The 14307-nt window shown below is 59.5% G+C and carries 13 protein-coding genes; 8 read left to right on the top strand and 5 right to left on the bottom strand.

The genetic code is table 11. The annotated features are described in order from the left end of the window. Positions 1-47 precede the first annotated feature (47 nt). Both F1609_RS26930 and F1609_RS26925 read left to right on the top strand, forming a co-directional pair. Positions 48-827 carry a peptidylprolyl isomerase gene (locus F1609_RS26930; protein WP_167079830.1) on the top strand — a complete coding sequence of 260 codons (780 nt, stop codon included), beginning with the start codon at positions 48-50 and terminating at the stop codon, positions 825-827. A 116-nt stretch (positions 828-943) separates the two neighbouring features. Further along, a complete protein-coding gene (locus F1609_RS26925; RefSeq protein ID WP_167079828.1) occupies positions 944-1723 on the top strand; it encodes a peptidylprolyl isomerase in 780 nt (259 codons plus the stop codon). Between the two features lie 70 nt (positions 1724-1793). Here the strand turns inward: F1609_RS26925 and F1609_RS26920 are convergent, their stop codons facing one another. From F1609_RS26920 to purL, 4 genes are all read right to left on the bottom strand, one after another. Continuing rightward, entirely contained in the window at positions 1794-2138 is a 345-nt protein-coding gene (locus F1609_RS26920) for an antibiotic biosynthesis monooxygenase family protein (RefSeq protein ID WP_167079825.1), read from the bottom strand. Continuing rightward, complete coding sequence (locus tag F1609_RS26915) at positions 2135-2464, bottom strand: NIPSNAP family protein (protein WP_167079823.1); 330 nt, start codon at positions 2462-2464, stop codon at positions 2135-2137. The genes F1609_RS26920 and F1609_RS26915 overlap by 4 nt, the downstream gene beginning before the upstream one ends. A 93-nt stretch (positions 2465-2557) precedes the next feature. After that, complete coding sequence (locus tag F1609_RS26910) at positions 2558-3004, bottom strand: hypothetical protein (protein WP_167079821.1); 447 nt, start codon at positions 3002-3004, stop codon at positions 2558-2560. Positions 3005-3185: 181 nt separating this feature from the next. Beyond that, entirely contained in the window at positions 3186-7232 is a 4047-nt protein-coding gene (gene purL / locus F1609_RS26905; protein ID WP_167079819.1) for a phosphoribosylformylglycinamidine synthase, read from the bottom strand. Between the two features lie 251 nt (positions 7233-7483). On the opposite strand from purL, the gene F1609_RS26900 reads away from it, so the two are divergent. The 6 genes from F1609_RS26900 to F1609_RS26875 all read left to right on the top strand — a co-directional run bounded on the left by F1609_RS26900 (position 7484) and on the right by F1609_RS26875 (position 13107). Continuing rightward, complete coding sequence (locus F1609_RS26900; RefSeq protein WP_167079817.1) at positions 7484-9115, top strand: tetratricopeptide repeat-containing response regulator; 1632 nt, start codon at positions 7484-7486, stop codon at positions 9113-9115. Positions 9116-10603: 1488 nt separating this feature from the next. Then, entirely contained in the window at positions 10604-11122 is a 519-nt protein-coding gene (locus F1609_RS26895) for a hypothetical protein (protein WP_167079815.1), read from the top strand. A gap of 5 nt (positions 11123-11127) precedes the next feature. Then, positions 11128-11763, top strand: coding sequence for a hypothetical protein (locus F1609_RS26890; protein ID WP_167079813.1), 636 nt, complete (start codon positions 11128-11130; stop codon positions 11761-11763). Between the two features lie 3 nt (positions 11764-11766). Continuing rightward, the gene (locus F1609_RS26885; RefSeq protein ID WP_167079811.1) at positions 11767-12426 is read left to right on the top strand and encodes a hypothetical protein; all 660 of its coding nucleotides are present in this window, start codon (positions 11767-11769) and stop codon (positions 12424-12426) included. A gap of 249 nt (positions 12427-12675) precedes the next feature. Beyond that, positions 12676-12849: a hypothetical protein gene (locus F1609_RS26880; protein WP_167079809.1), complete on the top strand. Its 174-nt coding sequence runs from the start codon at positions 12676-12678 to the stop codon at positions 12847-12849. Between the two features lie 45 nt (positions 12850-12894). Then, positions 12895-13107: an RICIN domain-containing protein gene (locus F1609_RS26875; protein WP_167079808.1), complete on the top strand. Its 213-nt coding sequence runs from the start codon at positions 12895-12897 to the stop codon at positions 13105-13107. Positions 13108-13373: 266 nt separating this feature from the next. Here the strand turns inward: F1609_RS26875 and F1609_RS26870 are convergent, their stop codons facing one another. Further along, positions 13374-14213, bottom strand: a complete 840-nt coding sequence (locus tag F1609_RS26870; protein WP_167079806.1) for a hypothetical protein — start codon at positions 14211-14213, stop codon at positions 13374-13376. Between the last annotated feature and the right edge of the window lie 94 nt (positions 14214-14307).

The raw sequence follows: 14307 nt of genomic DNA, 5'->3' as shown, positions 1-14307 counted from the left end.
CTAATCTAATCTTTGTCCAAGTAACTTTCCCCGAACAGGAATTAATAATGACCTTTAAGCCAGCCCGCTTGCTGTTAGCACTGATCGCCGTTGCCGCCGTGCCTGCCTTCGCGCAGAACGTTGCTGTTGTCAACGGCAAGCCCATTCCTTCGGCCCGCGTCGAAGCAGTCGTCAAGCAAGTTGTCGCCCAAGGCCAGCAGCCGGATTCCCCGCAGCTGCGCGAGATGGTCAAGAAAGACCTGATCGCCCGCGAAGTCATGATGCAGGAAGCCGTCAAGAAGGGTTTCGAGAAAGACGCCACCGTCAAGCAGCAGCTCGAGAGCGCGCGCCAGACCATCGTCATCAACGCCCTGGTGCGTGACTTCGTCAGCAAGAACGCCGTCAGCGACGCCGACCTCAAAGCCGAATACGACCGCTACAAGGCAGAGGCCGGCGACAAGGAATACCATGTCCGCCACATCCTGGCCGAGACCGAAGCCGACGCCAAGGCCATCATCGCCAAGCTCAAGGGCGGCGCCAAGTTCGAAGACCTGGCCAAGACCTCCAAGGACACCGGCACCGCCAGCAATGGCGGCGACCTCGACTGGGCATTGCCATCGTCGTTCCCGAAACCGTTCAGCGACGCCTTCGTCAGCCTGCAAAAAGGCCAGGTCAGCGAGAACCCGGTGCAAACCCCTGCCGGCTTCCACGTCATCAAGCTTGACGAAACCCGTGCGGCCAAACTGCCGTCGTTCGACGAAGTCAAACCGCAGATCGCCGAGTCGCTGCAGCAGAAGAAGCTGCAAGCCTACCAGGAAGACATGGTCAAGAAAGCGTCGGTCAAATAAGACCGGTGCACGGCGCATGAATGCCCGGCGCACGCGTGCGCCGTGGCTCGCTGGACTGATTGGCGGTATGATCCCGTCCAGCCGCCTACTTTTGTATTGATAAAGGATCCAAGATAATGATGTTGAAGCCTGCCCGCCTGTTGTTAGCCCTGATCGCGCTGACCGCCGCACCTGCGTTCGCGCAAAATATTGCTACCGTCAACGGTAAAGGCATTCCTGCCGCCAAGGTAGACCAAGTCGTCAAGCAAGTCGTTGCCCAAGGCAAGCAAACCGATTCCCCGCAACTGCGCGAAGCCATCAAGCGCGACCTGATCGGCCGTGAAGTCATGATCCAGGAAGCCGACAAGCAAGGCTTCGGGATCCGTCCTGAAGTCAAGTCGGCGCTTGAAAACGCGCGCCAGAGCATCATCATCAACGCGATGCTGGCTGACTACGTCAAGAAGAACCCGGTCAAGGATCCCGAGATCAAGGCCGAGTACGACAAGTTCAAAGCCACGATGGGCGACAAGGAATACCACGCCAAGCACATCCTGGTGCCAACCGAAGAAGAAGCCAAGGCCCTCATCGTCAAGCTGAAATCCGGCAGCAAGTTCGAAGACCTGGCCAAGGCCTCGTCGAAAGACGGTTCGGCTGCCAACGGCGGCGATCTGGACTGGGCCAGCCCGGCTGGTTACGTGCCTGAGTTCTCGAAGGCCATGGTTGCACTGCAAAAAGGCGCCATCACCGACACCCCGGTCAAGTCGCAGTTCGGCTACCACATCATCAAGCTGGAAGACACCCGTACGGCCAAGATTCCGCCGATGGAAGAAGTCAAACAGCAAATCGCCGAACAGCTGCAACAGCGCAAGCTGCAAGCGTTCCGCGAAGAGCTGATGAAGAAAGCGTCGATCAAGTAATCATTGGTCTGCTTCTTTGAAAAAAAGCGCATCATCTGGTGCGCTTTTTTTACGTCTGGCGCCGGTGCCACTAGCCGTGCAGGGCGCGCGAGTCGGCGGGCGCTTCGGCGCGTTCTTCCATGCCGTAGTCGCGCATCACGGCGGCCACCCGCAAGCGGTAGTCGGCGAAGATGAAGGCACGGCCCTGCTCCTGGGTTTCACGGTGCATGGGGTGGTTGCGCCAGGCGCGCACGGCGTCTTCATCGCGCCAGAACGACAGCGACAGGATCTTGCCGGGCGTTGCGAGGCTCTGGAAGCGCTCGATCGACACGAAGCCATCCATGCGCTCCAGCTGCGGCTTGAGGGCCGCTGCGGCGTCCAGGTAGGCCTGGCGCTCGGCATCATGGGGAACGACTTCGAAGATCACGGCGATCATTGGGCAGCTCGTTGGAAAGCGCCCTCCACCACCTCGGTAAACGTGCGCTCTTCGCGCAGGATGAAGCGCTTCTCTTGCGCCAGGGCGAAATTGGCGCGGCTTTCGGGGTCAAGGCGCAGGCGTGCGCGATAGGCTTCGTACGCGGCCAGGCTGTCGAAACCGACCAGGCCCCAGGCTTCGTAATTGGTGCCTTCGAGCGGCAGGAAGTAGCCGATCAGGTTTCCCCCGCAGCGCGGGATGATGCGGCCCCAGTTCTCGGCGTACTCGCGGAAGGCGTCGCGCTGGAAGGGGTCGATTTCGTAACGGATGAAGCAGGCGATGGTCATGATGGTCCTCTGTTGGGTGAAGACCTGACTATAGCGGGATGCGCATCGCGGATGGTTCGGCGTGGCCCGAACCATTGAACGGCGAAGTAGGCTTTACAGTGCCTCGTCCCACAGCGTGACGTCGTGTGCGACGAAGGAGACGATACTCTCCGGCTCGGGCCACATGCCGCCCATTTCTTGTTCGGAGAGGCAAAAACTGGCTTCACCGACAGCGATGAACGCATAGCGGCTTTCGCCGGTATCGGACGGAGGCGACTGGCTTTCCAGAATGCCGCAGACCTTGAACGATCCCGGAGTATCGAGCGCATCGGCGCCAACGATGGCGGGCAAACCGATGACACGGAAATCCGTGACCGAGCCCTGGGTGATTTCCACGCCGATGTCGAGGCCCAGGCAATCCGTGGGCTCGTCGTACGCCGGCACCAGCCGTGCTACGCCACTGAACGGCACGCTGCGGAAGCGGACAACATAACTAGGGAGTTGGGAATGGCCAATCGGGCGCATGGAAGCGCTGTCGATGTCTTCAATAGTGATTTTCATGGCGATGGCATTTTTTTCGTTGACTTAAAAGCCGCCGTCCCCGCGAAGGCGGGGAACCATGGCACCGTAACGCATACGTGCTATGGATCCCCGCCTGCGCGGGGACGACGGTCCTGCCAGTGGTCGGGCCGACGACGCTAACGGCGCCCGGATCCGTCAGTGCCTGGACAGCTTCTCTCGCTTACCCCACCCACTTGCGCGCATTGCGGAACATGCGCATCCACGGCGAATCCTCGCCCCACGATTCCGGATGATACGACTGCTGCACCGACCGGAACACGCGCTCCGCGTGCGGCATCATGACGGAAAAGCGTCCGTCCGCCGTGGTCACCGCCGTCAAGCCCTGCGGCGAGCCGTTCGGGTTGAACGGATACGCTTCGGTGGCCGCGCCGCGGTTGTCGACAAAGCGCATCGCCTTGAGCACCGCGTCGATATCGCCCGTCTGCGAGAAGTCGGCAAAACCCTCGCCGTGCGCGATCGCGATCGCCGTTTGCGTGCCGGCCATGCCGCCAAAGAAGATCGACGGCGAATCGAGCACTTCGACCATCGCAAAACGCGCCTCGAACTGCTCCGACTTATTGCGCGTGAACTTCGGCCAGGCATGCGCGCCCGGAATGATCGATTTCAGGTTGCTCATCATCTGGCAACCGTTGCACACGCCAAGGCCAAACGTGTCGCCACGGCTGAAGAAGCGCGCGAACTGCTCGGCCAACTGGGCGTTGAACAGGATGGTCTTGGCCCAGCCCTCGCCCGCACCGAGCACGTCGCCGTACGAAAAACCACCCACGGCGATCACGCCCTGGAAGTCGTCCAGCTTTGCACGCCCGGCAATCAGGTCGCTCATGTGCACGTCCACCGCCGCAAACCCGGCCTGGTGCATCACCCACGCGGTTTCGATATGCGAGTTGACGCCCTGCTCGCGCAGGATCGCCACGCGCGGACGCACGCCCGTGGCCACGAACGGCGCGGCGACGTTCTCGCTCGGGTCGAACGTCAGCTTCGGCGTGATGCCGGGATCGGTTTCGTCCAGCAGGCGGTCGTATTCGGCATCGGCGCAGGCCGGGTTGTCGCGCAGGCGCGCGATGCGCCAGCTGGTGTCGCTCCAGACGCGGTGCAGCGCGCTGCGCGCTTCGGTATAAATCACCTTGGCGTCGCGCGTGAATTCGATCACGCCACGCTCGTTCGGCTTGCCGATGATATGGCTGCACGCGCCCAGGTTGTGCTCGCGCAGGACGTTCATGACGAGCGTCTTTTCATCGGCGCGCACCTGGATCACGGCGCCCAGTTCTTCATTGAACAAGGCGCTCAGGGTCTGCTCGTTGCGCCGTTCGGCCACCTGGCCCGCCCAGTTCTTGGCGTCGCCCCAGTCGGCGCCATGGCCGGCTTCCAAGGTGAGGATATCGAGGTTGACCGACAGGCCGCTGCGGCCCGCGAAAGCCATTTCGCACAAGGTCGCAAACAGGCCGCCGTCGGAGCGGTCGTGGTAGGCCAGCAGCTTGCCGTCGGCGTTCAACTGCTGGATCGCGGCGAAGAAGCCTTTCAGGTCGTCGGCGCTGTCCACATCCGGCGTCTCGTTGCCGAGCTGCTGGATCACCAGCGACAGGGCCGACGCGCCAAGGCGGTTCTTGCCGCGCCCAAGGTCGATCAAAATCAGCGCGGTGTCGCCCGCGTCCAGCTTGATCTGCGGCGTGAGCGAACGGCGCACGTCGTAGACCGGCGCGAACGAGGACACGATCAGGGATACGGGCGAGGTGACAGCTTTCGAGTCGCCGTCATCCTTCCAGGTGGTGCGCATCGACAGCGAATCCTTGCCGACCGGGATACTGATGCCCAGCGCCGGGCACAGTTCCATGCCGACCGCTTTGACGGTGTCGAACAGTGCGGCATCCTGCCCTGGCTGGCCGCAGGCGGCCATCCAGTTGGCCGACAGTTTGATGTCGGAGATGTCGCGGATCGGCGCGGCGGCGATGTTGGTCACCGCTTCCCCGACCGCCATGCGGCCCGACGCGGCGGCGTTAATCACCGCCAGCGGGGTGCGTTCGCCCATCGCCATCGCTTCGCCAAGGTTGCCTTCGAAGCTCATGGCGGTGACGGCGCAATCGGCCACCGGCACCTGCCACGGGCCGACCATCTGGTCGCGCACCGTAGTGCCGCCAACCGTGCGGTCGCCAATCGTGATCAGGAACGACTTGTCAGCCACCGCCGGCAGCAGCAGCACGCGTTTGGCCACATCAAGCAGATCGAGCCCGGTCAGGTCGAGCGCCGGAAATTCATTACGCACGTGGGTGACGTTGCGCAGCATCTTGGGCGGCTTGCCGAGCAAGACGTCCATCGGCATGTCGACCGGCGAGTTGCCCAGTTCCGGATCGATGAGTTTCAACTGGCGTTCTTCGGTGGCCACGCCGACGGCGGCGAACAGGCAACGCTCGCGCTCGCACATGGCGGCGAACAGCGGCAGGCTTTCCGGCGCAATGGCCAGCACGTAGCGTTCCTGCGATTCATTGGACCAGATTTCTTTCGGCGCCATGCCGCTTTCTTCCAGCGGCACCTTGCGCAGGTCGAAAATCGCGCCGCGCTTGGCGTCGTTGGTGATTTCCGGGAAGGCGTTCGACAAGCCGCCCGCGCCCACGTCGTGGATCGAGATGATCGGATTGTCTTCGCCCATCTGCCAGCACGCGTTGATGACTTCCTGCGCACGCCGTTCCATTTCGGGGTTGCCGCGCTGGACCGAGTCGAAGTCCAGGTCGGCGGTGTTGGTGCCGGTGGCCATCGACGACGCGGCGCTGCCGCCCATCCCGATGCGCATGCCCGGACCGCCCAGTTGAATCAGCAGGCTGCCGACCGGGATGTCGTTCTTGTGCGTGTGCTGGCCCGAGATATTGCCGATGCCGCCGGCGATCATGATCGGCTTGTGGTAGCCGAACACCGCGTCAGGCAGGCCGGCGGAAAGCACGCCCACATTCTGTTCGTAGGTACGGAAGTAGCCGCCCAACACAGGGCGTCCGAATTCGTTGCTGAACGCGGCGCCGCCGAGCGGGCCTTCGATCATGATCTGCAACGGCGAAGCGATGCGGTCAGGCTTGCCGTAGACCGCCGCCCCGGCGCGCTGGCCGGCCGGCTGGGTGACGTTGGCCGCGTTTTCCCATGGACGCACGGCGTCCGGGATCATCAGGTTCGAGACCGTAAAGCCGGTCAGGCCGGCCTTCGGCTTGGCGCCGCGCCCGGTCGCGCCTTCGTCGCGGATCTCGCCGCCGGCGCCGGTGGAGGCGCCGGGGAATGGCGAAATCGCGGTCGGGTGATTGTGCGTTTCGACCTTCATCAGGGTGTGCGTCAGTTCCGTCGACGGGGCGTATTCGTGCCCGGCGCCGCGCGGATAGAAGCGCATCACGGTCGCCCCTTCCATGATCGACGAGTTGTCGCTGTAGGCGACGATGGTCCCCTTCGGCTGCAACTCGTGGGTGTTCTTGATCATCTGGAACAGGGTTTTCGGCTGCGAGACGCCGTCGACAATCCAGTCGGCGTTGAAGATCTTGTGGCGGCAGTGTTCACTGTTGGCCTGCGCGAACATCATCAGTTCGACGTCGGTCGGGTTGCGCCCGGCCTTGGTGAAGGCGTCGAACAGGTAGTCGATTTCGTCGTCCGACATGGCCAGGCCAAGTTCGGTGTTGGCCTTTTCCAGCGCCTGCTTGCCGGCCGTCAGAACGTCGATCGATTCCAGCGGGCGCGCTTCGAGTTCGCGGAACAGGCTTGATGCCTGGTCGGCGTTGCGCAGCACGCTTTCGGTCATGCGGTCGTGCAACAGCGCCGCGACGGCCTCGGTCTCAAGATCGGAGAGCTTCTTGGCCGCGCCGATGCTCGAACCGAGCAGGCCGGTTTTCAGGCTGACCGAAAAGGCAATCCCCCGCTCGATCCGGTGCACATGCGCCATGCCGCAGTTGTGCGCGATATCGGTCGCTTTCGATGCCCATGGCGAAATGGTGCCCAGGCGCGGGATGACGAAGAATTCTTCGGTCACGCCCTCGCGCGGACTTGCCGCGGCCGGCTCGCCGTAGGTCAGCATCGCGTCCAGGCGCGACGTGTCCTCGGCTGACAGCGCGGCGCTGGTATCGATAAAGTGATAAAAACGCGCCTGGACCGCCGTAATCGCCGGGGCGACAGCTTGCAATTGGCTCAGGAGGCGTTGGCTGCGAAATACGGACAGGGCATTGGAACCCGGTAGTATCAACATGGTGGGATGGTGGTTGTTGCAGCGGGGCTGCAGGGTTAAAGGTAATGATGGCACTGATCTTGGTAGGGCTGGAATCCTTTAGGCCGACATTATACCGTGTTGCTACTCCGCCAGCGCGGCGTATTCGCCTCACCGCCATTGCGTGACAGTTGCCGCGAGCGAGGGGATTAGCGTATCGTAGGGTTTCAAGAGTTTCCCGCACGAACCGTTAATAGGTGTACCCCCGCTCAAGGGGGCACGAAAGTGAACAGATGCAAGATAACAGCAACTTGTCGGTATTGGTGATCGACCCGAATCCGGGCATGCGCGGCAGCCTGCAAAACATGCTGACGCAGTCGAGCATCACCAGGATCGACTTCGCCGTCAACGCCAGCACCGCCATCAAGCAGGTCGAGAAGCGCAAGTACGACCTGATCCTGTGCGAATACGACCTGGAAGGCGGCGGCGCCGAGAGCGGCCAGGACGGCCAGCAGTTGCTGGAAGACATGCGCCATCACAAGCTGATCGGCCTCGGTACCATTTTTATCATGATTACCTCGGAAGGTGTCTACAGCAAGGTGGTCAGCGCCGCCGAGCTGACCCCGACCGACTACATCCTCAAGCCGTTCACGGTGGACATGCTCAGTTCGCGCATCAACCGCGCCATCGAGCGCCGCGCTGTGTTCCTGCCGACCTACAACCTGATCGGCCAGGGCAACCTGCGCGAGGCGATCAAGTCGGCGGCGGCCGGCGAAGCGGCGCACCCGCGCCATGTGGCCGATTTCGCGCGCCTGCGCGCCGAGATGCATGTGACGCTCGACGAATTGCCGCAGGCGGAAGATATCTACAGCGGCATCCTGGCCAGCAAGTCGATCGGCTGGGCCAGCCTTGGCCTGGCGCGTGTGCTGTTTGCGCAGGACAAGATCGAGGAAGCCGAAACCGTTGTCACCAAGCTCATCGAAGACAATCCCAAGTTCATGGCCGCCTACGACCTGCTGGCCAAGTGCCACGAAATGAACGGCGCTGCCTACCGCGCCCAGAAAACCCTGGAAGAAGCGGTGGCGATTTCGCCGCACATGGTGCGCCGCCTGCGCCGCCTGGGCGAGGTGGCGCTGGAAGCGGGCGATGTGGTGGTGGCCGAAAAATCGTTCAAACAGGTGGTGTCGAAGTCGAAATACTCCGAATTTCGCGATCCCGAGGATCATGTCAAGCTGGTCAAGACCTTGCTGAAAAAGGGCGACGCCAACCAGGCCGGCAGCGTCATCCGCGATATGGAAAAGTCACTGCGCGGCAATGCCGCGATCGACGCCTGCAAGGCCATTTCGGTGGCGCTGCTGCATGAATCGGCGGGCAACACCTCGGCGGCGGTGACCGAACTTAATGCGGCGGTGGCGGCGGTGCGCCTGTCCAAGGGCTTGTCGAGCGACTTCAAGATTGGCCTGGCGCGCACCTGCCTGTCGAACCGGCTCGATAACGCGGCGGCGGAAGTGATGCTGACGGTCATGAACGATGTCGACAGCAAGGTCTCGATGCAGGACGCCATGAGCGTGTTCGTCAAGGCTGGCCGCCCGGATCTGGCCGAGGGCATGAATTCGCGCCTGATGACCCAGGTGCTGGAATTGCTGGACCTGGCCGCCGAAAAAGGCAATATGGGCGACGTCAAGGGCGCGGTCCAGACCCTGCTCGAAGCGCAGCACATGGCGCCCAGGAACGTGCAGGTCATGGTGGCGCTGGCCAAGGCGATCCTGCGCCAGCTCGAAGACCTGGGCTGGGATCATCCGCTGGCCGAGGTCTGCGTCGGCCAGCTCGAAGCGGTGCGCAAGGTCGATCCGGGCAATCCGCTACTGCCGGGGCTGACCGAGGATTATCATGGGGCGCAGCGCAAGTACGGGATTTCGAGCTGAGAAGTGATGACGCCGAAAGCACCGACTTGCCTGTTTCCGCTGGTTCGGAAGGACCGCTCTCGACGGTAGACCTAGCATTGCTCACCGATATAGTCGCTCTGCCGGAGTCGACGCGGGAGATCGGGCGCCAGGCAGGCCAAAAGGCATTAAAAAATATTCATAGATGGGCACTGCACGGTGGCCTGCACAGGCAATACGTTCAGCGCATGAGCATCGCAATGCTGGCCTCCTACTATCCTGATTATGGCTGCGATGCGTTCAGTCAACTCGGAGCTGTCACCATATACTGGCGCACTCGATTGCTTAATTGTCAAGTATCTTCTTGTCAAAAACGCGCTGTCCAAATAGCTCTAATTTCGGGCTGCTCCACCAGCCGCCATCCGCCCCAATCTACTCGCGCCGGCTGCCCCTTGTAGCGTTAGCGGACCGTAGCAGCGCATCAATCTCGCTGTTGGGGGCACGCCGGAAGTTTCTCGGGCACGGCGACAAGCTAGCGCGAAGGATCGAGTCCATTGCCCCTGGCGGTAGCGATCAGGCTGTGAAAGCACCGGCGCAGTGGTCAGAACCGGAAACCCACACTGGCCGCAAACGTCACGCGACTCCCTGTACAAGCGCAGGTCCACCAGTCTTTTGCGCCACGTACGATGCCTTAGAGCAATAAAGCAACAACGTCGCGCTAGTGCGTGACTAGGAGCCTGCGCGGCAGAAGGAGTCGAGGCGAAACGCGTGGGAAAAGAACCCAATTCACACCCACTTTTGAGGTCTGTAGCCTAGGAGCCTGCGCGGCAGAAGGAGTCGAGGCGAAACGCGTGGGAAAAGAACCCAATTCACACCCACTTTTGAGGTCTGTAGCCTAGCTACAGACCGAGAAATGGGTGGGAAGTGGGACTTTTCTCCACCCGTTTCGGCCGACGAGCTTCTGCCGCGCAGGCTCCTAGCTACAGACCGAGAAATGGGTGGGAAGTGGGACTTTTCTCCACCCGTTTCGGCCGACGAGCTTCTGCCGCGCAGGCTCCTAGCCCTTGCTCGATGTCACAACCGTCGACATTGCAGCCTCGCGCTTGCTTGAACTGCACTGATCCGCAAAGGTCGGTTTGAGGTGGAAAATGTTGACCGCCCACCTTTCGCCGGCCACTTTTTTACGTGGGCAGGAATAGTTCGTCTGGTGTGAGACAGCAGTGCGGTTCCGGGAGAAATTTTTTTACCCAATTAATAAAGCGACGGAACCTATTTCTTCGCGTCCGCGTTGGTGCCTTTATCATGCACAGGGCATATCAAATCCCCGGATTAGTAATACACCCCAGAAGATATTTACTTTGCATAATTTACTTCATCTTTTGACTTTCGCACGAGGAAAAAATTCTAACATGGAACAATTGGATAGATTTCAATTCCACTGCGGAGTATAAAATGCAAATGAAGGGGGGAAATTTCTTTTGAAATTGCCACTTCGCAATATTTATATTTCGTTTTCAAGAAAGAGTTCAAATGAGGTTAAAATATCTGATGTGCATAGCAGCCTTGCTGCCAGCAATATGCATTGCTAACGACAGGCTGAACGCCGGCGAAACGTTGAGCAACAATGCATTTATTATGTCACCAAACGGCAACTATTCTTTGGTAATGCAAAGCGACGGAAGTTTGGTAATGTATCGGGCGGACGGTTCGAAGCGGCACGGAATGGCTAAACACGGTACGCATGCCAACATGCAATATGATGGAAATTTTGTGGAATACAGCGGTTCAACTGCCATTTGGAATACTCAAACGGGAGGGCGTTGTCCATGCCCGAGTTATCACTATCTTCGAATTTGGGACAATGGAGATCTAACCATTGACTATGGAGATTTTCCTATGGCGGGGCATCTGATAGGAAGAATTTGGAGTCTGGGCCGGGATCCAAATCCTTTGACTAGCATAACCGGGATGGTTGAATATGAATTGCCGCCCGGCAAACGTCCATCGGCGGTCCCAGTTCCGTTTTTCCCTCCAAGTTATTCAAATTAGACATCATGAAAAAACATTTAGCAGCCGCTCTAATTACCATTATAGGTCTAGGTACCGTCGCTCCTGCAAGTGCATTAGGAAAATTCAGCCGGGCATGCCGCTTTGACACGCTACCTTCGGGTTCAAAGGGCGTGTTGACAGCTTTTTTTATCCATCAGGGCGCTTCCATGGACTTTGATGATCTGGCTGCGCGTTCGAATCATCAACAATCCTACTATTGGATTAACGAAGCTCTTACAACAGATTATTTTAACGTCAGATATTACCTGTTCGCTACAATGAGCATCTATCGAAAAAATCTCTCAGGCGCGAGTGGCTATAATCGTTATCAAACCTACAGCAGCAACTGGTCAGTAAATCAAGTCAAAAAGGAAATCAGAAACAATCCTAAATTTTCGCCGTATTATGTCAATCGCGGGCCGACTCCACTGTACAATGCACGTGCGGGCGATCCTCGCATATTAATTTACTGGTACATGGATTCAGATAATACGCCGGTACCCGACGGACAGCTCATGGTCGTTGGCCGTCATTTTTATTATGATTCGCAAAGTGGTGCCCAATTAGATTTAGGCGAGAGCAAAGCCACTAACTGCAACACCGGGAACTTCGGGGTTGGCACTTCCCTTTTTGATTGGTAATGTATGAAAAAATATTTCTTATCGGCGTTATGTTTGTCAATCAGCCTGCCGGCCTTTTCTGGTCCACAACCCAAGTCGGTTGCTAACGAGCGCCCGCTAAGTGTCGTAAAAGAAGACGTGCGTGCAGACCGCGTCATCAAAAAAAACGAGATGAGTAACGAGCAACGAGCATTCGTCTGGCAAGATAAAACCGTCGACGCAGCGGGTTATTTTCTGGTGAGATCCACTCAAGACTATCTGGATTTGCCAACCACAATTTTTAAGCATCCCGGTTTTTTGCCGGAAAAAAACACGTCGGTCGTAGCACGAGGAGACGTCAAACTGCTTGGCCGGTTCGTAGAAGATGAAAATCGTGTGACATGGGCTTTTTCGCATTCCAACTCGAATATGCTGTTGACGGTATGGAAATACAAGCTTGCTGGAGCAGTGTATACCGTATCAGAGGAATTTTTGAATCAATCGGTGGATGGGGCGCCAGCTGTTCTCAGCTTATCTTATGCTGAAAAAACAGAAAAGGCACTTTGGAAGTTGACGTGGTGGAAAAATGGGGAAATGTTCGAATTCTATGTTAGCGATATTTTGAAAAACGGCAAACCGTCGCAAAAATCAGTGAATGACATACTTCAGTTGGCAAAATTGGCAATAATTTACCCAAAAAAATAGAAGGAAATATTTGATCGGGTTATGTTCGTGATAAGCGGCAGGCATATAAGCGGAAAGACTGCTCTGCAAAAATCTAAACAATTGGCTTGCAATATATGTAAAACTCTCCGTCCTGATTGACGAAAGTGATCGGTCTGAAGGCTTTTTCGAGGTGATTTGGTGACGACTTGTCGTTGACGACTCTCGGGCACCTCGAAAAACTTCCCTGTCCAGGCATGATGACGACCCACCCATTCTGACGGCTTCGTCATGATCAAAACCCGAATCTTTGCCGGCCAGGAGCGCAAAGCCAAGGTAAACAAGCTGGGCGATGCGCTGCTGGTGAGGGAGCAGCACAGCGCCTTGGCCGACGGAGTGGACCGTGCAGCCCGTCGCTCCAGCCGCGAACACGGTGGCCGTACAGGTTCAGGACCGAACTGGTAGTTCGCCTCTTGCTGATCCAGCAGTTGTTCGACCTGGGACGAGCAGATGGCGTTTCGATTACTCTACCAACCGAGCAAGCACAGTTACATCGTGCGCGGCGGGAAGATGGTCGACGCAAACGCCAATGGCCGCTATAGCATCGTATCGAGCAACAGCGGCAAATGCGTCGATGTCCCCGCGGCCGGCCTGGAAGACGGCGTCAACATCCAGCAATGCACCTGCAACGGCAGCAACGCGCAGAGATTCGACGTGCTGTAGATAGGCGGCTACTACCGCCTGCTTAACGTCAACAGCGGTAAGGCGGTCGACCTGCTACAGGGTTCGACATGGACGTGGTAAAAAAAATACCTCGCGCTTGAACCGGACGCCAGGAGTCGAACATCGATTTCCGGAGCCGGTCCAGCCGCGAGGCAGAAGAACGAGTCCGAGGAGCTTCGTCCACCATTGACCTCAGTCTGGCGCGCGGCACTTAGCCCTGGCTTAGCAAAGCGTTGTGGCGCCGTGCAGACATGGGCCGGCGCGCTTCAGCACTCGCGCGCCAGGCCGCCGCTCGTGCATGGCTTGGCGCCGGCGGGCGTGTGCAGCTTGAAGGCAGGCTCTTGCCGGGCTGCCACCTTGGCGGGCGCCGGCTTCGGCTTGGCGGCCGGCTTGGCGGCCGGCTTGGCGCCTGGCTTGGGTGCGACCTTTGGCTTGACGCCAGGTTTGGCCGGCGCCGCGGCGACCGGTCTTTTCTTCGCACCCGCTTTGGCCGGCGCCGGCGCGACGACCTTCTTCGCGCCTGGCTTGACCGGTGCTTTTGCCTTGACCACCGGCTTTTTAGGGGCAACGACGGGCGCCTTGGCCTTGACCACTGGTTTTGCGGCAGACGTTTTTTTGAGCACGGACGTGGCAAGCGGATGGGTGGGCTTGGGCGCCGGTTTCGGCGCCGGCGCCGCTTTCACCACAGGCGCGGCCACCGGCTCAACCGGTTTCTTGGCGGCTGCCGCTTCCGGTTCGGGCGGCAACACGACCAGCGGCGGCACTTTTTCCGGCGCGGGCGTAATGGTGCCCGGCGGCGGCGATGTGTAATCCGGCGCCGGTTCGGGTTCTGCCAGGGGAACGACCGCCTTCTCCGGCTTGACCACCGGTTTGGCGCGCGCCGCCGCATCGGCCTTGGCGCTCAGCGCCACGACCTCCATGGCATTGTCGAGCTTGCGTTGGGAGTTGAACCACAAGCCGCCGCCAATCAAGGCCGCCAGCGCGAGCGCGCCACCGCCCCACGCCACCGCCTTGCCGATCCTGTCGCCCACAGGCGGTTTTTGTGGCGGGAGAATTCCCGACAGCACCGGCGCCCCCGAGGGTTCGTCGGGCAGCAAGGACGGCATCGGCTTTTTCGCAGGTGGAGCGGAAGGTGCGGGAGGCGCCGGATCGAACCTTGCATCGTCGGGTGTCAGGCTCGGCTCGACGCGCCGAGGTCCG

This window comes from Massilia aquatica (genome assembly GCF_011682045.1).
In the GTDB taxonomy this organism is placed as follows: Bacteria; Pseudomonadota; Gammaproteobacteria; order Burkholderiales; family Burkholderiaceae_D; genus Telluria_A; species Telluria_A aquatica.
This window is presented reverse-complemented; position numbering and strand designations above follow the sequence as displayed.